A 25,509-nucleotide genomic window follows, 5' to 3' on the forward strand; every position below is an offset into this window, starting at 1 on the left:
TCAAAAGTTATCTTATCGGTAGCATTAAGTATTACCCTGTTTGCCCAGGTTTCATGGGCACAAATGGCTTCAACAGAGGCTGTTTTAGTCCAGCCTGTTGCGGTTTCGTCCCACGTAAAAGTGAGTCAATTTGTTGAGCGTGAAGATGTTGCAAAAACATTTGCAACGATGGGCGTTGATCCTAAAATGGTTGAACAAAGAATTGCGATGATGAGCGATGAAGAGGTATCCAAAATCTCTTCTCAAATCGATACATTGCCGGCCGGCGGTGATTTCGGAGGTATCGTAGGGGCAGTTGTTTTTGTATTTATCGTTTTATTGATTACCGATATCCTCGGATTCACAAAAGTATTTGGATTTACTCGTTCAGCACGTTAATCCAATGGTGCATTACTACCGTCTAGGACTCTACGCAATCGTTGTCATTCTAATGGCAACGGGATGCGTCCCTAAAGAGCCGTTTCCTTCAGAACAACATTACACATCATCTTCTATCAATGTCCCTTTTATCCCTCCGCGTTCCGAACTATGCGGCTCAACCTCCATCGAGATGGTTTCATCGTATTGGCAATCGACAACTTCCTATATCCCAAAACTCTCCACGCAAGAACTGGACGGCCTGACCTTGATTCCGGCAAAAGGGGGCACCTTACAGATAGAGATGGCAACCGCTGCAAGAGCTAACGGTCTGATCGCTTATCCGATGGAGCCAACCTTTGAAGCCCTCTTTGCAGAGCTCTCAGCACATCATCCCGTAATCGTATTGGTAAACCGCAGTTTTTCATGGCATCCGCTTTGGCATTATGCACCGGTGATCGGATATGATGAGCAAAAACGGAGCATAATCGTCCATTTCTCGGATCAGCCGAACGAATCAGTACCGCTCGCTACCTTTGCCGCACTGTGGAAACGAAGCGGTAACTGGGGCATTGTCCTTCTCCCTCCGGGAGAGCTGCCTGCATCGGTTTCATCCAAAACATTTCTGCGTGCCGCGTATGAATTTGAGAAAACAGGGGAGGGGGAAGGCGCTGTAAGTGCCTATAAAAGTGCATTGAAACGATGGCCGGAGGATACGGATATTCTTTTTGCCCTGGCCAATGCTTACGTTAATGTCTCTAATCTGTCTGAAGCCGAAGTGACATACCGCAAACTCTTAGCCCTTAAGCCGTCACATCCTCTTGCCCTTAACAATCTTGCGCTGTTTTTGTGCCGTACCGGAAGAGGTGATGAAGCAGTAAAACTGCTGAATAAGGTTGTGAGTGATGATCCTAAAATAGAGTCCCTGCTAAAATCCTCACGAAAAGAGATTGAGGCAGGCTGTATTTTGTCTCCAATAAAATAGCAAGGTTTTTCATTTCGAGCGCTTGATAATTTATTCACCGATAGAAGGAGTTACTATGAAAGTTATTGCAACCATCAATGATTCCATAATGGCCTAAAATATGGCAATAACGCTTCATAACAGGGTTGTCGCAGGTTCAAATCCTGCTTGACCCACCACCTTCAACCTCCTAAATAATCTATTTTCAAATTGATGGATCAACATATTGCTGTATGTACTGCTATAAATGATTTTTTAAAAGAGCTTAAAGATTCATACTCACTCAACTTTACCTATGCATCTACTATAAATCTAATATACAATCATATAAATTTATAATGCGTAAGGGTAAAAGGAGGGGTATGTCTTTTGTCGATAAAAGAAAAATGACGTTTGATGAAAAAGTAGATATCTATAAAGCTCTCGGGAACAAAACAAGACTCGAAATTTTTGAACAAATATTATCAAACGGTGATAAAAGTGTCCATAAAAACGGGATGATGTGCATCACTGAAATCGCATCGTTGTTTAGTTATTCAATGCCGACTATTTCGGCGCATGTTGATATTCTCAGAAAAGCCGGATTGATTAAAAGTTTCAGAGATGGCAAAAAAATATACGTCGATGTGGATATCGAAAAATGTAAAAAACTGTATGAAATGTTCAGCAGTTCGATCATCTCTTATGAAGAAAAAAAGTTGAGCCAAAATTCAGTTCAAGACTGATGATAAGTTTTCTACGTAACTCTGCAACTCGCAAAAAATAACAATTTTTCCAAAAAAGTAACTTATTTCAATATTATTAGTCAATTAGCTAATTAATTAAGTAAAAATAATTGTTTCATTTGATATGCTACATTTTATTTCAAATCCTAGGCACTTAATGCAAAATATTTTTATCGGAAGACAGCCCATTATTGATCTAAACGGACATATTCACGGGTATGAGTTATTATTCCGCCAGAGTTTCGATAACTATGCGGCCCCTATTTCTTGTAACACACAGGCTACTTGCCGTGTTTTGGTCAATGCCCTTAATAATTTCGGTTCACGAAAACTTCTCGGGAAGCATTACGGTTTTATAAATATCGACCATACCTTTTTTAATACTCCGCTTTTTAATGCTATCCCCTCGGATAAATTTGTTTTGGAAATTTTGGAAAATACTTTTGTCGATGATACTTTTATCGCAAAAGTCAAAGATTTAAAAGAGGAAGGGTACTTATTTGCTTTGGATGATATGGATCTAAGTGAAGAGATGATTGGGAGATTTGAACCGATCTTTGAATATTTGTCTTACGTAAAAATTGATTTATTTTCGGCGTCCAAAGAGAAAATTATTGAAAAAATCGATTTGTTCACACCTTACAGGAATGTAAAACTTCTAGCTGAAAAAGTTGAAACAATCGAGGATTACGAATACTATAAGAAACTTGGATTTACCTATTTTCAAGGATATTTCTTTGAAAAACCGACGGTATTTAGCCAAAAAAAATTTGATCCTTCACACCGAGTTCTTTTGGAAGTTATTGCTTTGATCGATGCAAATGCCGACATAAAAGAGTTAGAGGGGAAACTTTTAAATTGTCCGCATCTGATCATGAATCTTTTGAAATACATCAATTCCGTTGCAATAGGAATCAGAGAACCGATCTCCTCTTTGCGGCACGCGATGGCATTGCTCGGCAGACAATCATTAAAACAGTGGATATTGTTATTTCTCTATGCAGATGCAACTGGGCCGATGTTCGCGGAACCTATACTTTTATCAGCTCTCTTTCGCGGAAAAATGATGAGTTCTTTAGCCTCCTGTACCGTATCATCTTTGCAGGATGAGGCATTTTTAACGGGTTTGATCTCTTTATTTGATGTGATGTTCGGTTCACCCATGAAAGAAGTACTCGCTGATGTGAATCTGAATGATTTAATTTTATCCGCTTTGATTGATAAAGAGGGGGTGCTTAGTGAAATGCTCACTTTAGTCATATCCATAGAGGAAGAAAATTTTTCTAATATCCATAAACATATGACAAAACTGGGGGTCGATGAAGATAAACTGAATGCCATGGCAACGGAAAGTTATAATTGGTCAAACGATTTTTATGAAGAGCACTTTGCCGAGTAAAAAGTAAGTAAACGGATAATAATGAAGAAGCTTGGCTTGCCGAAACCGATTATTCAGATGCATTGTCCAGTATATTAGCAACAATATTTTAACGCTATCCATTATTTAAAAATTTATTTTAATCCATAAAGAGAATTAAACTTTACGATCCTTTAAGTTCAGTGTGCTAAAGTCATTACAGTACAAATCTTATCGTGGTGAGGTGTCGTATGAAAATTAGGGTTGGATTATCTGCCATTGTATTGGCAGCGTCATTGTGGGGTGCACAGGGTATTGCGATCGTCAAAAACCTCAAAGGAAATGTCCTCATCAAACAAGAAGGTGTCTATAAGAGTCTTGAAAAAGGTACCTATCTTCAAGCCGGCGATATTCTTCAGACTGCCGATAACAGCAGTGTCGGTGTGGTTTTTAACGACGGAACGGTAATCTCTCTCGGACCAAAAAGCCTCTTCGTTGTCAACCGATACCGTTTTAAACCCTCCGCGAACGAATACGATTTCGACATGACTCTCTCGAAAGGGACAGTCGCCGTAGAGACGGGAAAAATCGGAAAACTCGCACCGCAAAATGTCTCGTTTAAAGTCCCTCAGGGGTCAGTCGGTATCCGCGGCACCAAATTTATCATTGAGGTAGAGGAGTAGAACATGACCCCTTTTATCATCTATGCGGGGATTCTGCTTGCCTTGCCGTTTATTTTTTCTCATCCTAAAACAACCGTTACGCTGTTGGACAACAATCAAAGCCAGAACGGAGTTCTCGTCACCACGCAAGCCGGGTCGACGAGCCTTGATACCCCCTATACCCAGACAACCCTCACGACACCCGACGCCAAGCCTGAAGCGGCGAAGAGTGTGGATGAAACCGAAATCCGCCAAAAATATGCCCAAACGCTCGATGCGCTTCCCGCGCTTCCCGTGACCCTTCTGTTTTATTTCGAAGAGGGCTCTGTAGAGTTGACCTCAGAGTCGAAGGGACAGGCGGCGGTACTCGTCGATCTGATCAAAACACGCGAACCGTGCATCGTCGATATTATCGGGCATACCGATACCGAAGGATCATCAGACTCCAATTACAATCTGGCCTTAAAACGTGCACAGATGGTCAAATCGTTTCTGGAGGATCAAAAAATCGAGATGAAAGAGGTCTCCGTTCTCTCTTACGGAGAGAGTGATCCGCTGATCCCGACGGGAGATGAAGTCGCGGAGCCACGCAATCGGCGGGTTGAAGTGACCGTCCGCTAGACGATGAAAAACAAAGCCTTTTTTGTCATCTTGTTGGCCGCGACGGCGCTTTATTACGCGCTGTGGTGGAACAGCACGCTGCTGGGTGATTTGGATAACAAGGTTTACGATGTTCTGGCCGCATCGGAGTCGGAACTTCCAACCTCGCAGGCAACAGTTATCGTCGAGATCGATGAGAAAAGTCTCGAAGCGTTAGGTCAGTGGCCATGGCCAAGGGTCATAATGGCGCAGCTTCTGAAAAAAATCGGTTTACAGAACCCTTCAGCTGTGGCCGTCGATATGATTTTTCCCGAACCTGACCGCACCTCTCCCGTAGCGATAGGAAAATTTTACAGTGATTTTTTCCATCTGGATACCCGTGTATCCGGGGTACCGGAACCTTTGGCGGACAATGATAAAGTATTAGCCGATGCAATCGAGAGGATGAATGTCACTCTTCCGCTTTATTTTGATCCGAGTGCATCGGCGCGCAAGGAGTGTTTTCTCCCCTCGGTTTTGCCGGTTGATCCGAAACAAAACAGCGAGGAGCTTTTTCACAGCCCTTATCTCTTGTGCAATCTTCCGATCTTGCAGCATGCGGCTCGCGGTTCGGGACATATTCAAGCCTCTGCGGATAATGACGGGATTTTCAGACGGCTTCCGCTGTTTATCCGCTATCACGATTCATTGGTTCCGGCATTGGGAGTGGCGATGGCTTCGACGCTCGACCCCGATATGAAGCTTACATTCGGATCGCGGCAGGGGGAGATTACGGCGGATGTTTTGGGTCATACGGTCAAAATGGACCCTCAATCACAGGTACTTCTCCGTTTTTATCCCCGGAAATGGTATCGCAGCGTTTCGGCACTGGATATTCTGAATGCTCACGTTGACCCCACCCTTTTGGAGGGAAAATTTGTTTTGATCGGTGCCAGTGCAATGGGATTGCACGATCACTATACGCTGAGTAACGGGACAATTGTACCGGGGATTTTTGTTCATGCCACCTTGATCGAGAATCTGCTGGATAATGCTCTGATCTCCCAGCCTTCGCTCTATAAGATCATTGCCCTTTTCCTTTCACTGATAACTGCGGTATTTCTGATGGTATTGATACGGATACGAAAGTATCTTTATGTCCTTGCCCTTTTTTCAAGTATGACGATCCTTGCGCTGGGAGTATCGTATGGTATGCTGCAGCATAACGTATATGTCTCGGTCGGCTATTTCTTGGCCCCTTTGGGAGTCTACCTGTTTGGTTTGGCGATAGTGCTGTTCGTGATCGGTTATCGTGACCAAAAACGGTTTTATGAGAAGATGAGCAAAGCCAATGAGGCGATGATCGACAGTATGGCACTGGTAGCGGAAACACGGGATACCGAAACGGGAGCGCATATCATCCGAACCAAAGAATACATTCGTCTTTTGGCGCATACTCTTGTCGCTCAGGGCTTGCATAGGGATATTTTAACTCCCGAATTTATCGTGGATCTCTATCATGCCGCCCCTTTGCATGATGTCGGAAAAGTGGGAATCCCTGATGATATATTGAAAAAAAATGCGTCACTGACGGTGGAAGAGTTCGAGGAGATGAAAACACATACGACTCTCGGAAAAGAGGTCATCGGCAATGCAATGGCACACTATCAAAACAACATGATGCTGAGTATTGCCCACAATATCGCCCATTATCACCATGAAAAGTGGGACGGGTCAGGATACCCTGACGGATTGAGCGGGGAGAATATTCCTCTCGAAGCGAGGATGATGGCATTGGCGGACGTGTATGATGCGCTGATCAGCCGTCGGCGTTACAAACTCGCTTTCAGTTTTGAAGAATCGGAACAAATCATTCTTCAGGGGCGAGGAACCCATTTTGATCCCGAACTTGTCGATACGTTTATTACTATCAAAGAAGAGTTTAAAGCAATTGCCCTGCGTACGGCGGCAATGAATACGCATTAATATATTGGGATTGATTCGTATACAGGCGAAGATAAGATTTAGAAGTCGATGAGGAAGACTTCGGTGAGGAGGACTTCGAGATCTTCCCGGGTTGCTCCGGCGAAAGAATTTTCGAGAAATTTATTAATCCCTTTGTTCTCGTGTTTCAGTAGCGGGACGATCTTAATCCCTGTGATTTCGGACATAAAATGGGAGGCATCCCCCTCTTCATACGCATGGAGGAGAATGGAGCGGGAGAAGTTGTTGAGGATATGGTAGTAGATGTGCAAAAATTCTATTTCCAGTACTTTTAATCCGTAGAGATGGGTGACGATTCGGTTTTCATGCGAGACGATCGGACGAACCTGCGAGGGTTTGATCGTGATCCCGACTTCTTCTTTGATCTCACGCATAAGGGCTTCTACGAGCGCTTCTCCCTCATTCACCGTACCCCCCGGAAAGCCCATCCGTCCGTCCCAGCGGTCGATCATGATCAGGGCGGGACATTTAAGATGCTGCATATCGTCTTTAAAATATTTCCACGGAGAAATCGATTCGACGTAGATGGCTAAAAAAACCGCATTTTTTTTGTCGGGGTTGGTTTGTCCGAACGGTACTCGCTGTGTTCTCATGACGCTCACATTTTCTTAGAGATTAGAGAATTTTAGCCATACGTCCTAAAACGAAGGGCATTCTCATCACTTTTGGAGATACATTGAAGCTGATAGTCGACCATCGATAAAAAGGGGTCCAGAAAATGTTCGAAGGCCTCATCCTCTATCGTCTCTATTCCATGGAAATTGAGCAGTTCGAGGATGGTCAGTGTCGATTCGATGGTAGAGAGACAAAAATCGGCAGGCTGTTCTTTGATCTGGAATTGCGAGCTTTTCGAATGGGTAAAACTGAGCTTTGGGAGACGCTGAAGATTGTGGCTCAGACGGAGTATCTTGAGTGAACAGGGCCATGTCGCATCGATGATAAAGATGACGAGCTGTTTTCCCTGGAGGTCGATTTTCTGGGCATTCAGGTGCAGACTCTCTTTGCCGGGATAGAGGACGTAGCAAAGGTTTCCGGGATCGTTGATGAGGCTGTTGATAGCGGCATGGCCGGTAAAGTCGACATCAATGTGCAACTCGGAATTGGGAAGGGAGAGATGGGTGAGCCGCCCGGTGCCGTTTTTGGTCTTTTTGAACTCTTTGGGGTGCATCAAGATGACAAATTTGGTTTGGGTGATGAGGGGTTTGATATGCGAACACATACATGAGCACATCGGGCGATAGCAGGTATAGCATTTTTCTCTCGCCACAGGGGTTTCAACATTCATCCGCAAACTCTCAAATTTTTTTGACAGTATATCGAGCAATTAAATGGAATTCTCTTTAAGAGTATTTTTGCTTGCTTTTTTATAGAGTCTCACACTGTAAAGAAGAACAAACTCTATTTCTACCTAATTGCTTTGCCTTATAGAGTAAATCATCCGTTTGTTTATAGATAAAATCGCATGACAATACAGGATCATCTCCAGAAATAACTAACCCTAGAGAAACCGTGATATAAGGGCTTGCCCTATTGTTTTCATGTGATATTTTTAAATTTTCAATATTGCTTCGTATTGTTTCGGCAAACTTGATTGCATGGTCATGTAATTGTGTTTTGAATAAGATACCGAATTCTTCTCCACCTAATCTGAAGCAATAATCATCTGCCCGACGTAAAGAGTATTTAATCGACTCAGCAACTTTAATGAGAGCATTATCCCCCATTTGATGCCCGTATGTGTCATTGTATAGTTTAAAATAATCTATATCAATTAGAATGAAACAGGCAATATCGTTGTTTCGTTTTGAGCTTTTAATAAATTTAGGAAAAACCTCATTAAAATATCGTCGATTATAAATTGAGGTTAATCCATCGGTAATTGAAATTTCTTCTATTTTCTTTTTATCGGTGAGATCGGTTCGAATGGCCGTATAGCCGTATTTAGTCCCTTCTTCGGTATAGAGAGGGTATATTTTTGAATAAACCCAGTAATAGCTTCCATCTTTCTTTTTATTTTTAAGCTCACCCTCCCATACTTGATCGTTAATCAGTTTTTTCCATATTTCCGTATAGATCTCTTTAGGGGTATCCGGATGTTTTACAATACGATGATTCTGCCCACTTAACTCTTCTTTTGAATAGCCGGATATGGCACAAAATGCTTCAGAAGCGTGCGTAATGTTTCCTTTTAAATCGGTGCTGGAGGTTATGATGTTTTCATCGATGAGTTTGATATATTTTTTGGTTTCATTCTCCAGCTTTTTAGCTTCGGTTATATTTTTTGTGGTAATTAAAAATCGTTTTTTGTCCGGCATTAATGCTACTGCCATATTTACTATAATCCTTTTCCCGTCTTTGACTATACATGTTTTTTCAAAATTCTCAACATATCCTTTTCCGACTACTTCTCCAATCATTTTTATAGCCCGAGGGAGATCTTCCGGAATACTAAGAGATACACAGCTTGTACCATAAAGTTCTTTAGCAGTAAATCCTGTCATCGCCATATAAGCATTATTGGTATATAAAAAATTGGTTTCTAAATCCGTTATGGCAATTCCGTCTTTGGATGTAGCGAAAATCGTTTCCAGCTCCGCATTCGATTTGTCCAATGCGGAAACGATTTTTTGAAATCCGTAATGAATCACCAGCAAAATCAAAACGAACAATGCTAAGACTAAAAGACATAATTCTAATATCGTTTGTTGAAATTCCTTATGTAAAGCAGTAATATCCTGAAGAAAGATGGCTTTGCCGGAAACGTTGCCTGAAAAATCATATAAATCAAAAGCGTATACATTGTATATTTTGTGATTGTAGTTGATGGTTTTTGTGATTGTAAAATCATAATTGATTTTTTTTAAATACTTCAGAATAGATGTGTCTCTTAGAGTATTAGATTGAAGATGGTAGTCCTGCATTGATAAATTATTTTTGTAACAAGTAGATTGGGCATTTTTTATAAATAAAGCACCTTTGAGTTCATAAAAATATTGCATTTCGCGTAAAATCTGCTCAGGATTTGAGCCAAATTCCAATGCCCCAATATAATTTTCATGGTCAAAAATGGGGATTACAAGTCGAAAGGCTAAGCCGGCTTGACCTATTTCGAATCCGCTCACTACACTTTTGCTATGATGCACTTTTGCAATCATCGGCCGAACATCAGCTATGCGATCACCGAAATGATCAGGTTGATGCATCCGAAGAAAAGATGTGCCATCAGATAGGTGAAAATGCATTATTTTAAGATAAGGATTTTCTTTTTGGAGTGTTTTCCATTTCCCTAGTGTTAAATTATATAATTTTACTCTATTGTGTGCTGCGAACGTTTCTCTGACTCCGCTTGAATTGATATTGGCGATCGTTCGGTTGTAATAGAACTCCTTATGTTTTGCTAATATTTTTTTATACGATTCGTGCATATTTTCATGGAAAGAGTTTTGCGCATTTTCGAGTTTATCTTTTTGATTGATGTAGATGGTACCCACTAAAATCAGAGCAAAGATTGCAAATAAGATACTAACCAATAAAAATGTTTTATTTTTGGCACTTAGCATCATATTTATCCAATCTATTACAGTTATTTACAGACTTTATTAGCTCAATTGATCCATTGTGTGCAGAAGTTCTTCCATTTTGTTATCGACACTTCCTACATACGTAGTGAGGTCCATCATCTCATCCATATTTTTGTTGAGGGACTCACTGTTGTCCGTGATTGCTTGAATCAAAATATTAATGGTGGCTGAGGTTTCAGCCAAACTTTTTTGGGTACGCTCGGCGAGTTTTCGTACTTCATCTGCAACGACTGCAAACCCTCGTCCGTGTTCTCCGGCACGTGCCGCTTCAATCGCGGCATTAAGGGCAAGGAGATTGGTTTGATCGGCAATGTCTCCGATCGTCGTCAAGATTTGTTTTGTCTCCTGTGCATTTCCGGCTAATGATTGAAGATTTCCAGAGAGCTCATGTTCTTTATTAGCGACTCTATGGATTCGTTCCACGGTCGTATTGATCATTCCATTAAGTTCAACAAACTCTTTGGCACGTAGAGATTCAATAGTGTTTTTGAGCTGCTGGGTATTGTTATTCAATATCTCTTTAGCTTCAATATTTTGCTGTTCCATAGATTCCAATGCAGTACCCAACGCATTGATTTTTTTCAGCATTTCAGCCATTTTTCCTTCAACATCAACCTTGGCGCGAGTAGAGAACTTTCCTTCACTTAATGATTCCAGTACTGAAATCGCCTGATCCAAGTTTTTTTCCGCTGCATCCAACATAGCATTCATCGTTTTTCGGAGGAGATGGACGTGCGGAGTTTTAGAATCACTAGCTACACGACACATATAATGCCCTCGTCGAACTTTATCGGCAAGCAATACCATTTCACCGGCAACTTTGGTGTCCTGCTCCAATACTTTTTCATGCATTTCAGCTAAATGATTCAGTTTTGCTTCCATAGTACCGGGTTCAGCCGGATATGCTTCCATTTGATTACGTTTAAACTGCATCAGTTCTTCAAGTTCGTTTGCTTGATGTTCTAATATTTCAGATTTTGACGAAGAAACGGTACTAATCCAAATTCCAGCCCCCGTAAGGACAAGAATGGCAGTGGTACTCATCCATATGGCATTAACGGCAACCGACAAACCTAATCCTATAGCCCCCAAGGTCAATAAAACCGCTATTTTTATACTATTTTTCATTTATTATCCTTGGACTATCGCATTGTTTTATAAAGCGCTTCGGCTTTTTGAATTTCAGCAGGTGACGCTTTCCGTCGACAAGACATATAGCCGTGATCGTTTTCACCGCAAGCGATGTTAGGATAAACGGTTGCGAAGACCCAGTAAAATCCGCCGTTTTTTGTGGCATTTTTTACATACCCTTTCCACACTTTTCCGCTTTTTACGGTGTCCCATAAATCTCTGAAAGCTGCTTTGGGCATATCGCTATGGCGGACAATGCTGTGAGGCTGTCCCATCAGTTCTTCGAGAGTGTATCCGGCAATTTTGCAAAAGTCTTCATTGGCAAAAAGAATTTTCCCTTTCGAATCGGTCTGAGATACCAAAAAATCGGTATCTTGAAGAGTGTGTTCCATCTTGTTCTCCTAAGTTTATCACTGAAAGATATGCAAAGCATAAAATAAAAGATTTCAGTTATTGAATAAGTAAATATTATTTTATCTGCGGGAGTGTAAAAGAAGTGTGGCGAATCTTAATTGATACTTATAAGTACTTGTAATTAGGATTTATGATAAAGAATATCCGATTTTTGGGATAGATCGAATAGTCATTGTCGGAATTTTAGCACGGAGATTTTTCACCAAACATTTGATAGGGTTACGGTTGTTTAAAGCAGTTCCGTAGAGTATTTCTTCAATCTCGCTATAGGATACTATCTCTCTTTGATTGTCGAGTAATAATTCTAACAGTGTTATCTCCAAGTTAGTCAACGGAATATTGTGCTCTCCCATACGAGCTGTTTTACTGGCATAATCATAGAAAGTTTTTTTGGCTTTATTGATGACGACTTTTGTAGAATGTTTTTTAATCTCTTTAGTATTCATTTTCTTTAAAAAAGAGTCAATTTTATCAAATGTAATCGGCTTGAGTATGTATTCTTCCAACTGCAAAGGAATGGCTTGAAGTAAATATTGAATATCGGAATATGCGCTTAAGATCACGATCGGTGTCGTCTGATCATGTTGCCGAATTTTCTCAATCAATTTTAATCCGTCCAATTTAGGCATCTCGATGTCAGTAAAAATCAAATCAGGCATATACTCTTCATATAAACGCCAAGCTTCTTGTCCATCGTAGGCACTAAGTACTTGTTGGCATTTCTTATCCAGAAATAAAGAGAGATAATCATTGCTTTCTTGATCATCTTCCGCGATCAATATTGTTTTTATCACTTGAGATTACATCCTAATAGCTGTTTAGTAAGAAAAATTATAGTCAATTAAGTTTATATACAGCAATGAGATACAGACCTAGTGACATTTATAAATTATGCGCGGCTAAAAAGGTTAAGATAAAACATATCCCATTAGAGGTGTTAATAGCATTTATCTTACCACCGAAATGTTCCTCTATAATTAATTTGGAAAGATATAAGCCTAGGCCTCGTCCTGTCCCGTACATCTTCGTTGAAAAATAGGGGATAAATATTGTTTCGAGATACTCAGGAGGGATACCACCGCCGTTGTCGCATATATACAGATATATCTCTGTGTCTTTTTGCTCAAGTGTACAATGTATGAAGGGAGACTTAACATTTTTTTCCATCAAGGCATCATCGGCATTGACCAGCAGATTGAGAATAACTTGTATGAATGCATTTTTGGAGCCGTAAATCAGTGCAGTATCACCATCAATTCTAAATTCAATATTATGAGCGTGTAACTGAGGTATGAGCTCATTATACACTTCATGAATTATTTGATGAATTGAAAAAGAGGTTTGTTCTGCATCGGGTTTGAAAAAATTACTAAAAACATCCATGCTCTCTGACATGAAAGCTATTTTTTTCATACTTTTTTGTTTAATATCGGCAATCATTTTTGGGTTTCTATCACATTCATCGACCAATACGGTTAGGCTGTCGATGAGGATTGATAAGGCATTGAGCGGTTGTTTCCACTGATGCGAAATGGCACTGATCATCTCACCCATCATGGCCATTTTTCCTTGTTGTATCAGAATCTGGTTTTGGTGTTTTAAAGTACGATTTACATTGTCGAGTTCTACTATGGAGCCTAACTCTTTGTAAAGTTGCACTGCGAGAAGATGAGAGGGATTCCAAGGGATACTTTTCCCTCTTTGCTCAATCGTGAACGTTTCAAACGATTTTCTCGGACTGATGCGCTGTGATTGATCGATAATTGTTGCTTTATCAGGATTGCCTGCCCATTTTAAAATTTTCACCCACTCACGACGGAACCAGATAATTTCAGTGCGAGGATTATGAGAAATAATGAGGCTTAAAACACCACTGATCGAATCAGTAAGTAAGATATCACCCAAAGAGTGAGAAACAAAAAGATCTTTTTCATGTAAAGGCTCGATGATGCTTGAGAGTTCTCTGATATAGGAAGTTGGAGGTACTGTTCCAAATACCGAACACTCGCTGTTTTGGAGTAAACACACACCGTCACTGTCCATTGCTTCAAGCCAAGATGAACCTAATGCTGTAAAAGCTGTATGGAGATCAGACCGATCTAAGAGTGTTTGGAAAGCTTCTTTTAGGACTGAATATCGGTTTTTAAGACGAAAAAACAGCTGCAGGGACTCATTGGAAAGCCTTTCCTGAATGAGAGCATTAAAAAGTCCTATAAACATTTCGCAATAGTACCGTATGGTATATGCAAGAGGTAAAGGAGAGGGGTGATGACACGCAAAAAGGCCCCATAGCTTTCCATCAACGATGATTGAAAGACTCATGGAAGATGCAACATCCATATTTCGGAGATATTCGAGATGGATAGGAGATACACTGCGCAGAGTGCTTTGACTCATATCGATCGGTTCACTTACGATGCTTTGGAGCGGAACCGGAATGTACGTGGCATTAGGGATATAACGGATTAGATTGGTTCGATAGAGTTCTCGTGCCTGTGCGGGAATATCACCGGCCGGAAAATGGTGATTGAGATACGATTCCATTGGGGCGGTATTGGCTTCAGCGTTTACCCATCCATTGAAATCTTCATCAAATCGGTATGACATTACACGCCCAAAACCACTGAGGTGCTGTAAGGCCTGTGCTCCAAGAAGGCATAACTCATCGATTGAAGAAGCTTTTGTCAAGCCAATAGTTTCATGGACAAGGGATTGGGCCAGTGTGTCAGGAAAGAGGTCGGCATTTAATACGGGCTCGCCTTCCAGAATTAGAGTCATATGATTGCGATGTATATAAAAAATATATTGAGACGATTCGATGGTGAAAATTTTTGGTAAGGATTTAGCGGCATTGTTCTCTTCTTGCACCCATTGATGTAGAAAAGGAAAAAAAATGTACAGCGGCTGTGAGAGAATCTGCTGAGCGGAAAAAGTCAAAAAAAGATGAATATTGCTGCTTGCAGCGATAACGGTCATTGTATTTGCGTCAACTGCCAGAAAAAAGCCATGTGGCTGAATTGCTGATGGAATGTGGATGGGTTCTTTATCACATTCGTTTAAATCTTGGTCATTTAGTGTCATGAAAAATTTCCTCCAGTATCTCAAATGAACGTATGACACCTGTTAGAATTTCTTGACGTATCGGTTCATTGTTATATCGCTCAAGCAGATCGACAAATATAACCCATTGCACCTCGGTCATTTCACCATAGCCCTTTAAATATCGCATCGGTAGATGAGGTGCCTTTTTTTCAAGAAGAGCAGATAAAAACGCTCCTCCTTTTCGGGAACCTTCCAATACATAGAGAAGTCCGATTGCTTGGCCTGGTGTGTCAAAATCTTTAAAGTATTCCGTATCGAGCGGATCCTGAGTGATACCTAAATCCATTAAATCGTCTAGGAGCAAATGGACACGGCATCGTTGTGACACTTCAAACCCATACGAATCATTGAGTATTGCTAAAAGTTTTTTTTCACCTGAATGGCTGAAAAGTGCAAGTTTGCCAAGAAGCCATCGGTATGGTCCATCCAAAGATTCATTTTTGGCAATTGCATGCATGAATGGGTTGTTTTCAATACGCTGATGTAACGTACGAGTATTATGATAGAGTGTTTGTTGTAAAGAAAGCATAATGCCATTTCCTTTGGTTATGTGGCTCAATAGCTTTTGGTAATGATTGCCGTTTTATGGATACTCATCTGCTAATGCCTTAATATTTGTAGTATCTTACAAATATATTGATAAAATAGTTACATCTACTATTTCTTGGAGAGTGGAATAACCTGATAACAGGTTAAAGAGAGGTGAGCAACATCTCTAATACAGTGATAACAAAAATTCAGTTCAGTGCCCTAGAATAAGCTAAAGCATTAGAATATCCATTATACGATAATGGGCCGTCAGCTGGAATGGCGAATGTATACAGTTTGCTATAATGAGACTAGTGAGTTAGAAAGAAGGATGATACGATGCAAAATATCCAAATACCACCTCTTATCTACGGGACGGCATGGAAAGGTGAGCGTACCGCTGATCTGGTGGAGATGGCGGTACTGAACGGATTCAGAGGGATCGATACGGCCGCTCAGCCCAAACATTACCATGAAGCAGGGGTAGGGGAAGCACTGGAGCGTTTAAACGCTCAGGGGATAACGCGGGAGATGATATTTCTCCAGAGCAAATTTACCCCTCTCGCAGGACAAGACCCCCGGAAAATCCCGTACGACCCAAATGCTCCTTTGGACGTTCAGGTAGCACAATCGTTTAAAGGCTCACAGCATAATCTCAAAAGCGAGTATGTCGATTCCTTGGTGCTTCACTCACCGCTTTTTCCTTATGCCCATTTGCAAAAAGTATGGGGGGCTATGGAACACATCCATAAAAGCGGCGGGGCACGCCAACTGGGGATAAGCAACTGTTATGACCTGGAACTGCTGCAGAAACTCTGCCGAGATGCCGAGGTGAAACCCTCCGTGGTGCAGAACCGTTTCTATGCCGAAAGCGGGTACGACAAAGAGCTGCGGAAATGGTGCGACGGGGAAGGGATCCTCTATCAGAGTTTCTGGTCATTGACGGCCAATCCCCATATCTTAGAGAGCAGGGAATTTTTCGCGTTGACCCAAAAGTATGATAAAACCGAAGCACAGATACTCTACCGATATCTAAACCACATCGGAATTACCCCTCTGATCGGGTCGACATCCCTGCAGCATATCAAAGAGGATCTGGATATTTTCACCTTTGAATTAAGCAGCGAAGAGATTGCGGGTATTAGTTCGCTTTTAAACGATTAAGGCTATCATTTAACTTTGCAAATCCTTCACGATTGGACGATATGCTGGCATTGAAAAGGATGGTTACATGAAAAGAATCGTTTTACTGATACTCTTGCTGTCACAAATGCTCAGTGGCAAAATCCTCAGTGCGTCGTATGAAGTCTCGTACGGGATTTTTCAAACCATGGGAACCGCCGATGCCCGGTTCGAGATCAAAGACGATCAAACCTACAGTATTCGGATCGAAGCAAAAACAACAGGAATCGCGAAATTTCTCTCCAATAACCGTATCGAGAGTTACGAAAGCTACGGAAACGTTATCAACGGACGGTTGGTCCCTTTGAAATATGTCAAAGTCCGGCAGACCGATTCCAAAAAAACCATTAAAATCTATACGTTTGACCACTCTAAGCAAAAAGTGTGGAAAGAGAATATCCATAGCGATGAGTGGGATAAAGTAGAACACGATTTCTATGCCGCCGAAGATATCCTGACCCTGTTCTTTAATCTTAACACCTACACGCAGTCGCGACAGGATCAGATATTTTATGCCATCGGCGGGAGCGGAAAAGACGGCCGTATCAATGTTGTTTTCCCTAAAAACGAGGTTTTGCAGGGGATGAAAAAAACATTGGAAATGAATGAGGGTGATTTTCTGAAAGTGATTCTGAACGATCGAATATTTGCCAGTTCCAACGGAGAACTGCTGATCAATCTCGGCAAAGACGGATTGTGTGACAAAGCGGTCCTTGCGGATGTACTGTTATTCGGGGATATTATCGGCAAACGGGTACGATAAGCGGATTTCTTTACACCATTTTTACACTTCTTGGTCATGATACCGTGACAAATATTTTATCGGGAAGGATTTTCATGCGTTATCTCTTTATACTTTTCTATTTACTCTCAGCACTTGTTTTTGCTGATACCCAAAAAATCATGATTGATTTGAAAACCGGAGATATGGACTCGTTTACCACCCGCTTTATCGGCGGAGTATCTTCGACGGCGGATTATTTTATCGCTCAGGGGGATACGGTTTCCATTGCGGTCGTGATTCACGGGGAAGCGTACAAGTTTTTTGTAGAAAACCTCGAACGTACCCAATACGGAGTCGATCAGTCTCTGGTTGCCAACCAAGAGGTGCTCTACCAAAAGCTCCTCGAATTTCAGAAGAAGTACAACGTCGTACTCGAAATTTGTCAGGTCGGTATGAATAAAAAAGGGATTTTGAGCGAAGATATCTATCCGTTTGTCACGCCGATCAAATCGTCGATGACCGGATTAGTGAAGTGGCAGAACCGGGGGTATGCATATATTCCTGTTCCTTAGGTTTATCGTGTAATAAATGAATACTTAAGCCAACGGATGATAGAATTCGCGCCGTGATGCGGGAATAGCTCAGTTGGCTAGAGCGTCAGCCTTCCAAGCTGAATGTCGCGAGTTCGAGTCTCGTTTCCCGCTCCACTCTCTTTTTTCTTTTATAATCACTCTCTTTTTTTAATCACACCATCGTTTTTCGCAACACATCGATCGGCATTACAAACAGCGCTTTAAACAGCGGAGATATCCGTGTCGTTTTATCATCGATCACTTCCAATGCACTAAAGCTGAATCCTTCGCCGTCGGCAGAATTGGTCGGGGTAACCGTAAAAGTGAGCGGTTTGAGGGTACGGATCATATTGAGAATATTTTTATGGCGTTTGTCTTCGGCACTGAGGAGGATATTCCCATCTTTTGTCCGTACTTTGGCCGACTCGACCAAAAGCCGCCAGTTATCGGCATGGAGCGTTTTGTTCCAGGTCATAATCCCGTTTGAATAGTTGATTTGTTTTTTTTCACCGACGATAATACCCTCTCGGGTAGTTCGGATCGTTTCGGCGAGGGTGAGGAAAAAGTTTTTGCCTCCGACAGAGTCGGCACATTCACGTAAAAGTTCCCCTAAAGTTTGCTCTGTACTCGTCATTTCGGTTGGTGTTGTATCCATAATTTATTCCTCAATATCTTTTGCTTATGATATCCAAATTTCACCTCCGGATGAGTCGGATGGGAGCTTTTAACACCAAATATGCTATTTTTCCGTTATGAAACAAGATGAAACTGCCCCTTTTTGGGAAACGAAAACGCTCAAAGAATTGACTCCTGCTGAGTGGGAAGCACTGTGTGACGGATGCGGACTGTGCTGTCTTAACCGCCTTCAGGACGAGGATGATGATACGGCTCCGATCTATCTGACCCGGGTTGCCTGCCATTGCTATGATATCAATGCGGGACAATGCAGCGATTATGCGAACCGGTTTGAGAAGGTTGAGGGGTGTATGCGGCTTACCCCGGAGCGGGCAGGAGAATATACGTGGCTTCCTGAAACCTGCGCCTATCGCCTTCGCCACGAGGGGAAAAAGCTTCCGGACTGGCATCCTCTGATTACAAAAGACCGCACTACGGTACGTCCGTATGGTATGCATGCGCTTAATCCGATATTGGAGAATGACAATATCGATTTAGAAGATTATATCGTGGACGAGTTTATCGACGATTTGTGACTTTATAGATAAAACTGAATACTTCGACGACGGCGAGATAGAGCTTTTCGGGGATCTCTTTGTCGATCTCGACTTTCGAGAGCAGCTCTACCAGATCTTCGTCTTTGTGGATCGGCAGATTGTGAAGCTCGGCGATTTTGATGATATTTTCGGCACTTGCGCCTTTTCCTTTGGCTATGACACGAGGGGCGTTCTCTTTTTCTCGATCGTAGCGCATGGCGACCGCTTTTTTCATACTTTTACCTCAAATCCCAAATCAAATCCATCGTTCTCAGCCTCATAATTTTCACTTTTGGATGAAACATTTTCCCGCATCACAAAAACCCGTATGGAGCGCAGTGTCAGACCGGCATCGATCAGCAATCCCCGCAGTTCCCCGATATGCTCTTGAAGCAAGGTTTTCAGTTCGGGTTTTTCGGAGTGGGCTTGGATATCGAGCTGATTTCCCTCATACAGTGCCATCATCAGATTCAGCTCACCGTACTCTTTGAGTTTCAGATGGATCTCACAGTAGAATTTTTTATCCGCCGTTTTTTTAAATGCTAATGACCCCTCCTGAAGCTGATCCCATGCGAAAGGCAAATAGATCGAATTGGAGGAACTCAGATGCGAAACGAGCTGGTGATAGTCGATTTGCGTGAGGAGTTTGTCGACGTGTTCGAGCAGCTTCGGCGCATTGGGATCGTTGGATTGCTTCAGTTCATCACTCAGGGAGAGGAGATTGGATTTCATATCTTCTGAGAGGTTATTGCGTAAGAATGTTTCACTTACCAGCTCTTTCGGATTGAGAAATTCACCCAGTTTAACGATTTTGGCCGAGAGCTCTTGGGTAATGTTTCCCTCGGTTATGGCGCTGCGAAGCTGTTGGGAAAACTCTTTGACCTCATTGGGCGAAGCCGTGTTCAAATTTTTGAGGAGTTTTTCAATGGAATCGAGAAGGTCGTTTGTCTCGGGCGCACTGCTGGGCAAAAGTGCACCGTAAATCTGGGACAGGGTACTTTTGATCTCTTGTACGGCGCTGAGCTGATCGAGTTTTTGGACGAGCTGGGAGACCTCTTTGGAATAGAGGACATCGCTTTTAGAGAGAATCTGCTGGAGGGAATTGCTCAGTTGTTTCAAGGTATCGGTGAGGACAACGGCACTCGGCGGATGTGTTGCGGCTTTGGTTAATACTCCGCCCTCCAAGAGGGTTGTGATCTCTGCTCGTACCGTTTTACTCTCAGCGGAGGGATTTTTCGTGAGGAGGGTACGGAGCTGTTCGAGGGTTTGGGTCAGATCGGGGATTTTATGCAATGCTGCGGCAAATTTGGATTCCATAAAAACGCCGCTGTTGGCGATTTGTTGTTTGAGGCTCTGGGGGTCGAGTGTTGCGGCATTTTTGACAAAGGTTTCGAGCGCTGCCGTTTTCGGAGCAAGATCAGGGGATGATTTCAGCTCCTTGAGGAGAGATTTAAGCGCATCGGTGAAGCTTCCCATCGTTTTAAAGGCAGAAGAGTTTTTGAGCAAATCCAGAAGTATCTGGTCGGATTTGGAAGAGGTGATTTTATCCTGAAAAACGGAGGTGAGGAGGGATTTGATATCTTTTCCCTCTTTGAGCTGTTCGAGCTGCGCGGGCGTGGCATTTTTAATCGCCTCGGAGAGGGCTTTGTTCGTATTGGTGAGGATGATACTGAGCCGCGCATCGGGAGTTAGGTTTATCATAGAGAAAATAATAACACAAAATTATTTTTTATGGCCGATAAACAAGGACATCACCCCTGTTTTGCAGCAGACGCTCTTAGGGAATAACGTCCCTGATGATGGATAACGAGGATATAGGTTTCTGTTTGTACGATGGGAAGAGACATAAGTGACTTCTTGTAGTGAAAGTAAACCCGCATCCACTGAAGACGCTCAGGCGCTATGCAGTTACAAAAATGCTAGTCGAGATCAATGACCGGATGGCGGGCATACTCATAGCAGTGGTCCAAATTAGCAGACAATAGATCGATGATCTCCTGATCGAGTTTATGTTCATCTCCCATGGTCTGAATAATGGCATACGCTTCCTTGGCGCTTAATCCCGTACGGTAAGGGCGATCTTGGACTAATGCCTGAAAGACATCTGCGATGGTCAGGATACGTGCTTCTATCGGTATTTGGTCGGCATAGAGATGATAAGGATACCCTTTTGCATCGAGTGTCTCATGGTGCATAGAAGCGATCTTGGCAATCTCTTGAAAACCTTTGATTTTTCGGAGAATCATGTGCGAGTCAAAGCCGTGACGATTCATTTGAGAACGTTCATCATCATTTAAAGGACCTGCTTTTTGGAGTATCTCATCCGCAATGCGGAGTTTCCCCAAATCATGAAAAAATGCGGAAAGTTCTATTTTTTCTTGTGTCTTATTCGGGAGATGGTGCAACTGGGCAAGATGCCGTGCAAGAGATGCCACTCCATAGGTGTGTTCAGAGGTAAAAGCGCTTTTGGCATCGACGACATCGGCAAACATCATGGCAATGTTTTTAAGGGTTTCAAAGTTTAGCGCTTCACTGTTCCCTCGTTCAATCCATTCACTGAAATACTCATTGAGGGCTTCGGGCTCCATATAAAACCAAAAAGAATCCGATGCGGAAGTTTTGATAAACATATCTGCAAAGGCAGGAGAAAACATAGTACCGCTGTACTTTTGGATGACAGCTTCGATTTCGCGGCGTTTATGGTTGCTTTCATCGCCGATCTGTACCCGCAGGGCATCAATCCGGTCGGTCATATAAATGAGGTTTGCATACTCTTTCGTTTCTTCACCGACGGATTCGTCAAAATGATCCCAATGGGTATGATGATAGCGGATCACTGGCGCGTATTGATGGTAAATACGGACTTTTTCCAAAAGCATAGAGCCTCGGGTACAGTGGACTTGGGAATTATCCCAATCGAGTTCATTGACCAGATGGCTATGGACATCGGTAGAAGAGACACCGCAGTCATGGAGCATACCCATCATGATAATATCATCAATCCTGGATTGGCTCCATCCCAATTTCTTACCGATTTCGGCAGACATAAAAGCGACCCGCTTCCCGTGCATCGTATCATCGATTCCGACATAATCGAGAGCTTCGGAGAGCGCATAAGAAACTTCACGCAGATTGAGATTATAAATCATGATTTCTTCTTTTGTATTTCTAATAATTACTCTATCGTAAAAATGTTACGAGTCTCTTTATACTTAGGTTTCTTCTCGGGTAAATTTTTTGGAAACTTTGTTCCGGGTGATTTAAGAACCGGAATTTAGCCCTAAAATGGGTGATCGGAGGAATGATTGATTGCATAGCAAATTTTTTATATCGATTTCTAGTAAAACTAGAGTAGAATTTAAATATATAGATTAGTTCTTGAAATTAATAAAAACAAATAATAATTATTTAGGACAATGGGTGGAATTTACAAAAATTTTACAACGGCTTGCGCAACCTCTGGCATCGGCAGAAAACACAATTAAAAAAGGGGAGGATAGTGTTGATTCGTCCCCCAAACCGATACTTCGTCGTTTAATGATCGCTTTATCGATTATTTCGGTATTGGTAACCGTTGGTATAGGGATACTTTTATTACTGCAGCAACGGCACTTTTTGCAAGATACTTTTGATACACGAATGGCGGAAGTATCGTATGACTATCAAAGACTGCTGAATCAGCAAGCTTCCGGTCTGCGTATGGCATTACAGCCAATCGTTGCGAACAATGCGGTCAAAAAAGCTCTTCAAGAAGGTGACACTCAACGGCTTGAATCCGATTGGCATGACATCTTTGAGACAATGAAACGTGAAAACCGCCTTACCCATTTTTATTTTTTGGACCATAAGAGGGTCTGTTTGCTCCGAATGCATAATCCCTCAAGAAAGGGCGATGTCATCAACCGTTTTACGGCACTTGAAGCGGAGTGGACACACAAACGCGCATCCGGTCTCGAACTCGGACCGATGGGGACTTTGACGCTTCGTGTTATACAGCCGGTATATGAGGGGGAGAGCCTTATCGGATACATCGAGCTGGGAAAAGAGGTCGAAGACATTCTCCAAAAACTGCATACCCAACCGACAGATGAGATAGTCGTATTGATCCGAAAACAGTATTTAGAACGTTCTGCCTGGGAAGAGGGGATGCAAATGCTGGGCCGAAAGGCGAATTGGAAGCAATTTCCGGAAGATGTTGTTGTTTATGCATCTCAGGAGAAGCTGCCGGATTCTTTAGCCAAATTGGGAGATCAAGACACTTCTCTTCATGATTCCTATGGAAAGAAAGGTCAGGAAATAACCGATCAGGGAAAAGATTGGCGTGTATCGATGATACACATGAAAGATGCATCGGGCAAAGAGATCGGCGATTTAATCGTGATGAGTGACAACACTCTTGAAAAATCTGAATTTGTCCACTTTATTTCGGTTCTCGCACTCGGTTCAAGTGTGGTTATCGGGCTGATTTTATTCCTTATCTTTTTGTTTTTACGGCGGACGGATGCGAATATCCGTCTTCAACAAACGAATTTACTGGAAAACCGAAAAGCAATAAACTCCTTGGCATTTTTTGATCAGCTGACCAATCTGCCAAACCGGACCCTGTTGCTTGATAGATTGAAACAGGTCATGGCCGTCACTTCCAGAAGCGGCAATTACGGGGCATTGTTATTTATCGATTTGGATAATTTTAAAACGCTGAATGATACGTTGGGGCATGATACGGGAGATATGCTGTTAAAGCAGGTCGCGCAGCGTCTCACCGGATGTGTGCGTGAAGGTGACACGGTGTCTCGATTTGGCGGAGATGAGTTCGTAGTCATTTTATCGGGACTGAGTACCCATGAAACCGATGCGGCTACTGCAAGCGAAATGATCGCGGAAAAAATTCTTGCTTCTTTGAATGAGCCTTATTTTCTGAACGGAATAAATCATCGCAGCAGTGCAAGTATCGGGGTGACCTTGTTCAAAGGAGACAGCTCTTCCATCGATAATTTGATGAAACAGGCAGATTTGGCAATGTATAAATCCAAAGAAGCAGGCCGTGACGGTCTGAGTTTCTTTGACCCGAATATGGAGTCTGCACTCAAAACACGCTCGGCATTGGAAGAAGATTTGCGCAAAGGGATAGATGAAAGGCAGTTTGTCCTTTATTATCAGGCGCAAGTAAGAGAAGACGGAAGTGTCTCCGGTACGGAAGTGCTCGTACGCTGGCAGCATCCTAAACGCGGAATAGTTTCCCCTATAGAGTTTATCCCTGTGGCGGAAGAGACCGGACTTATCCTTCCCTTGGGGCATTGGATTTTAAAAACGGCATGTGAACAATTGGCACGATGGGCCCGAATCCCTGAGATGGAAGCGGTTACGATGGCCGTGAATGTCAGCGCCCGCCAATTCAGTCAAAGTAATTTTGTTGCAGAAGTATTATCGGTTATCCAAGAGACCGGTGCTAATCCTAATCGGTTGAAGCTTGAACTCACCGAAAGTTTATTGCTGCAGAATATTGAGGAAGTGATCCGTAAAATGGCGGCATTGAAAGTTGCGGGAGTCTCTTTTTCACTGGATGATTTTGGTACGGGATATTCTTCTCTTTCCTATTTGAAACGTCTTCCTCTCGATCAGCTGAAAATCGACCAAAGTTTTGTCCGCGACATTATGAACAATGAGAATGATGCAATCATCTGTAAATCGACGATTGCCCTTTCGGAAAGCATGGGACTTTCCGTCATTGCCGAAGGGGTTGAGACCCAAGAACAGCGCAACCTGCTTTTGGATTTGGGCTGCCGTGCCTATCAGGGTTATTGGTTTAGCCGGCCTGTTCCGTTAACAGAGTTCGAAGCGCTTTGTCAACGTATCCATAGTCCTGAAACGGCAGGTGAATCATGAGAACCAATAATTTAAAAACAAAAATTCTGTTCATCCTGACGGCGGTTATTTTGGGGGTGGCATCGATCGTTACCCTTTATAATGTCGTTCATGATAAACGGCAAGATGAACTGCGGATGGAGGATGCATACCAAAGTGTCAGTTTGCATTATGAGGAGACCATCAAGGACATCGTAGATTTTTATATCGCACGGACGTATGCCAATATCAATACGGTAGGGGTACTGGAAGTGGTCCGCTCGCATGACCATGACAAGCTCTATACACTGATATCCCCGCGATGGGAAGTGATGCGTAAAGAAAACCCCGCGCTAAGCGTTATGCAGTTTCACAATGCGGACGGAACCTCTTTGCTGCGTATGCACCGCCCCAATGTGTATGGGGATAATATCGCGTCACAGCGCGCGATGGTTGCCCATATCCACCAATATCATAAAACCGTTTACGGATTTGAAGAAGGGCGGGAAGGACTGGCATTTCGCATTCTTGTCCCGATAATCGATCATGGCACATATCTGGGTGCTCTGGAG

25 protein-coding genes and 1 tRNA gene are annotated in these 25,509 nt (G+C 42.5%); 14 read left to right on the forward strand and 12 right to left on the reverse strand.

Annotated features, from left to right (window positions below):
• The 7 genes from WAO38_RS05500 to WAO38_RS05530 all read left to right on the forward strand — a co-directional run.
• Positions 1 to 378: PA2779 family protein (locus tag WAO38_RS05500; protein WP_422235121.1), on the forward strand; the 378-nt coding region annotated here is incomplete at its 5' end.
• Positions 353 to 1,342 (forward strand): PA2778 family cysteine peptidase, encoded by a 990-nt coding sequence (locus WAO38_RS05505; protein WP_422235123.1) that lies wholly within the window; start codon positions 353 to 355, stop codon positions 1,340 to 1,342. The genes WAO38_RS05500 and WAO38_RS05505, both read left to right, overlap by 26 nt.
• 341 nt (positions 1,343 to 1,683) lie before the next feature.
• The gene (locus WAO38_RS05510; RefSeq protein WP_422235125.1) at positions 1,684 to 2,046 is read left to right on the forward strand and encodes an ArsR/SmtB family transcription factor; all 363 of its coding nucleotides are present in this window, start codon (positions 1,684 to 1,686) and stop codon (positions 2,044 to 2,046) included.
• A gap of 157 nt (positions 2,047 to 2,203) precedes the next feature.
• Positions 2,204 to 3,445 carry an EAL and HDOD domain-containing protein gene (locus WAO38_RS05515; protein ID WP_422235127.1) on the forward strand — a complete coding sequence of 414 codons (1,242 nt, stop codon included), beginning with the start codon at positions 2,204 to 2,206 and terminating at the stop codon, positions 3,443 to 3,445.
• A 209-nt stretch (positions 3,446 to 3,654) separates the two neighbouring features.
• The gene (locus WAO38_RS05520) at positions 3,655 to 4,086 is read left to right on the forward strand and encodes a FecR family protein (RefSeq protein ID WP_422235129.1); all 432 of its coding nucleotides are present in this window, start codon (positions 3,655 to 3,657) and stop codon (positions 4,084 to 4,086) included.
• 3 nt (positions 4,087 to 4,089) lie between these two features.
• A complete protein-coding gene (locus WAO38_RS05525) occupies positions 4,090 to 4,686 on the forward strand; it encodes an OmpA family protein (RefSeq protein ID WP_422235131.1) in 597 nt (198 codons plus the stop codon).
• Positions 4,687 to 4,689: 3 nt separating this feature from the next.
• Positions 4,690 to 6,630, forward strand: coding sequence for a CHASE2 domain-containing protein (locus WAO38_RS05530; RefSeq protein ID WP_422235133.1), 1,941 nt, complete (start codon positions 4,690 to 4,692; stop codon positions 6,628 to 6,630).
• Positions 6,631 to 6,668: 38 nt separating this feature from the next.
• On the opposite strand, the gene WAO38_RS05535 is transcribed toward WAO38_RS05530, so the two are convergent.
• From WAO38_RS05535 to WAO38_RS05570, 8 genes are all read right to left on the reverse strand, one after another.
• Positions 6,669 to 7,241 carry an NUDIX domain-containing protein gene (locus WAO38_RS05535; protein ID WP_422235135.1) on the reverse strand — a complete coding sequence of 191 codons (573 nt, stop codon included), beginning with the start codon at positions 7,239 to 7,241 and terminating at the stop codon, positions 6,669 to 6,671.
• Positions 7,242 to 7,273: 32 nt separating this feature from the next.
• Positions 7,274 to 7,972, reverse strand: coding sequence for a tRNA-uridine aminocarboxypropyltransferase (locus WAO38_RS05540; protein WP_422235137.1), 699 nt, complete (start codon positions 7,970 to 7,972; stop codon positions 7,274 to 7,276).
• A 40-nt stretch (positions 7,973 to 8,012) separates the two neighbouring features.
• On the reverse strand, positions 8,013 to 10,211 hold the full coding sequence (locus WAO38_RS05545; protein ID WP_422235139.1) for a diguanylate cyclase: 2,199 nt from the start codon (positions 10,209 to 10,211) through the stop codon (positions 8,013 to 8,015).
• Between the two features lie 36 nt (positions 10,212 to 10,247).
• A complete protein-coding gene (locus tag WAO38_RS05550) occupies positions 10,248 to 11,357 on the reverse strand; it encodes a methyl-accepting chemotaxis protein (protein WP_422235141.1) in 1,110 nt (369 codons plus the stop codon).
• A 14-nt stretch (positions 11,358 to 11,371) separates the two neighbouring features.
• Complete coding sequence (locus WAO38_RS05555) at positions 11,372 to 11,752, reverse strand: PAS domain-containing protein (protein ID WP_422235143.1); 381 nt, start codon at positions 11,750 to 11,752, stop codon at positions 11,372 to 11,374.
• A gap of 150 nt (positions 11,753 to 11,902) precedes the next feature.
• The gene (locus WAO38_RS05560) at positions 11,903 to 12,553 is read right to left on the reverse strand and encodes a response regulator (protein ID WP_422235145.1); all 651 of its coding nucleotides are present in this window, start codon (positions 12,551 to 12,553) and stop codon (positions 11,903 to 11,905) included.
• Between the two features lie 103 nt (positions 12,554 to 12,656).
• Positions 12,657 to 14,855 (reverse strand): ATP-binding protein, encoded by a 2,199-nt coding sequence (locus tag WAO38_RS05565; protein ID WP_422235147.1) that lies wholly within the window; start codon positions 14,853 to 14,855, stop codon positions 12,657 to 12,659.
• Positions 14,842 to 15,405: a biliverdin-producing heme oxygenase gene (locus WAO38_RS05570; RefSeq protein WP_422235149.1), complete on the reverse strand. Its 564-nt coding sequence runs from the start codon at positions 15,403 to 15,405 to the stop codon at positions 14,842 to 14,844. Before WAO38_RS05570 ends, WAO38_RS05565 begins: the two co-directional genes overlap by 14 nt.
• 338 nt (positions 15,406 to 15,743) lie before the next feature.
• On the opposite strand from WAO38_RS05570, the gene WAO38_RS05575 reads away from it, so the two are divergent.
• The 4 genes from WAO38_RS05575 to WAO38_RS05590 all read left to right on the forward strand — a co-directional run bounded on the left by WAO38_RS05575 (position 15,744) and on the right by WAO38_RS05590 (position 18,017).
• On the forward strand, positions 15,744 to 16,568 hold the full coding sequence (locus WAO38_RS05575; RefSeq protein ID WP_422235150.1) for an aldo/keto reductase family protein: 825 nt from the start codon (positions 15,744 to 15,746) through the stop codon (positions 16,566 to 16,568).
• Positions 16,569 to 16,635: 67 nt separating this feature from the next.
• Positions 16,636 to 17,349 (forward strand): DUF3108 domain-containing protein, encoded by a 714-nt coding sequence (locus tag WAO38_RS05580; RefSeq protein WP_422235152.1) that lies wholly within the window; start codon positions 16,636 to 16,638, stop codon positions 17,347 to 17,349.
• Positions 17,350 to 17,423: 74 nt separating this feature from the next.
• The gene (locus tag WAO38_RS05585; protein ID WP_422235154.1) at positions 17,424 to 17,882 is read left to right on the forward strand and encodes a DsrE family protein; all 459 of its coding nucleotides are present in this window, start codon (positions 17,424 to 17,426) and stop codon (positions 17,880 to 17,882) included.
• 58 nt (positions 17,883 to 17,940) lie between these two features.
• Positions 17,941 to 18,017 (forward strand) — tRNA-Gly (locus WAO38_RS05590).
• 37 nt (positions 18,018 to 18,054) lie between these two features.
• Here the strand turns inward: WAO38_RS05590 and WAO38_RS05595 are convergent.
• On the reverse strand, positions 18,055 to 18,537 hold the full coding sequence (locus WAO38_RS05595; protein ID WP_422235155.1) for a hypothetical protein: 483 nt from the start codon (positions 18,535 to 18,537) through the stop codon (positions 18,055 to 18,057).
• 97 nt (positions 18,538 to 18,634) lie between these two features.
• Between WAO38_RS05595 and WAO38_RS05600 the strand changes: the two genes are divergently transcribed.
• Positions 18,635 to 19,093 carry a YcgN family cysteine cluster protein gene (locus WAO38_RS05600; RefSeq protein ID WP_422235157.1) on the forward strand — a complete coding sequence of 153 codons (459 nt, stop codon included), beginning with the start codon at positions 18,635 to 18,637 and terminating at the stop codon, positions 19,091 to 19,093.
• Here WAO38_RS05600 and WAO38_RS05605 read toward each other — a convergent pair.
• The 3 genes from WAO38_RS05605 to WAO38_RS05615 all read right to left on the reverse strand — a co-directional run bounded on the left by WAO38_RS05605 (position 19,077) and on the right by WAO38_RS05615 (position 22,242).
• Complete coding sequence (locus WAO38_RS05605; RefSeq protein ID WP_422235159.1) at positions 19,077 to 19,328, reverse strand: EscU/YscU/HrcU family type III secretion system export apparatus switch protein; 252 nt, start codon at positions 19,326 to 19,328, stop codon at positions 19,077 to 19,079. The genes WAO38_RS05600 and WAO38_RS05605 overlap by 17 nt on opposite strands.
• Positions 19,325 to 20,794: a flagellar hook-length control protein FliK gene (locus tag WAO38_RS05610; RefSeq protein WP_422235161.1), complete on the reverse strand. Its 1,470-nt coding sequence runs from the start codon at positions 20,792 to 20,794 to the stop codon at positions 19,325 to 19,327. Before WAO38_RS05610 ends, WAO38_RS05605 begins: the two co-directional genes overlap by 4 nt.
• A gap of 218 nt (positions 20,795 to 21,012) precedes the next feature.
• Complete coding sequence (locus tag WAO38_RS05615) at positions 21,013 to 22,242, reverse strand: HD-GYP domain-containing protein (protein WP_422235163.1); 1,230 nt, start codon at positions 22,240 to 22,242, stop codon at positions 21,013 to 21,015.
• 271 nt (positions 22,243 to 22,513) lie between these two features.
• Here WAO38_RS05615 and WAO38_RS05620 point away from each other — a divergent pair, with 271 nt between their 5' ends.
• Together WAO38_RS05620 and WAO38_RS05625 are read left to right on the forward strand one after the other, a co-directional pair.
• Positions 22,514 to 24,979, forward strand: coding sequence for a putative bifunctional diguanylate cyclase/phosphodiesterase (locus tag WAO38_RS05620; RefSeq protein WP_422235165.1), 2,466 nt, complete (start codon positions 22,514 to 22,516; stop codon positions 24,977 to 24,979).
• Positions 24,976 to 25,509, forward strand: a 534-nt coding sequence (locus tag WAO38_RS05625; RefSeq protein WP_422235166.1) for a cache domain-containing protein, incomplete at its 3' end; no start/stop codon positions are given. The genes WAO38_RS05620 and WAO38_RS05625, both read left to right, overlap by 4 nt.

The sequence above is a fragment of the Sulfuricurvum sp. genome, assembly GCF_049277495.1.
In the GTDB taxonomy this organism is placed as follows: domain Bacteria; phylum Campylobacterota; class Campylobacteria; order Campylobacterales; family Sulfurimonadaceae; genus Sulfuricurvum.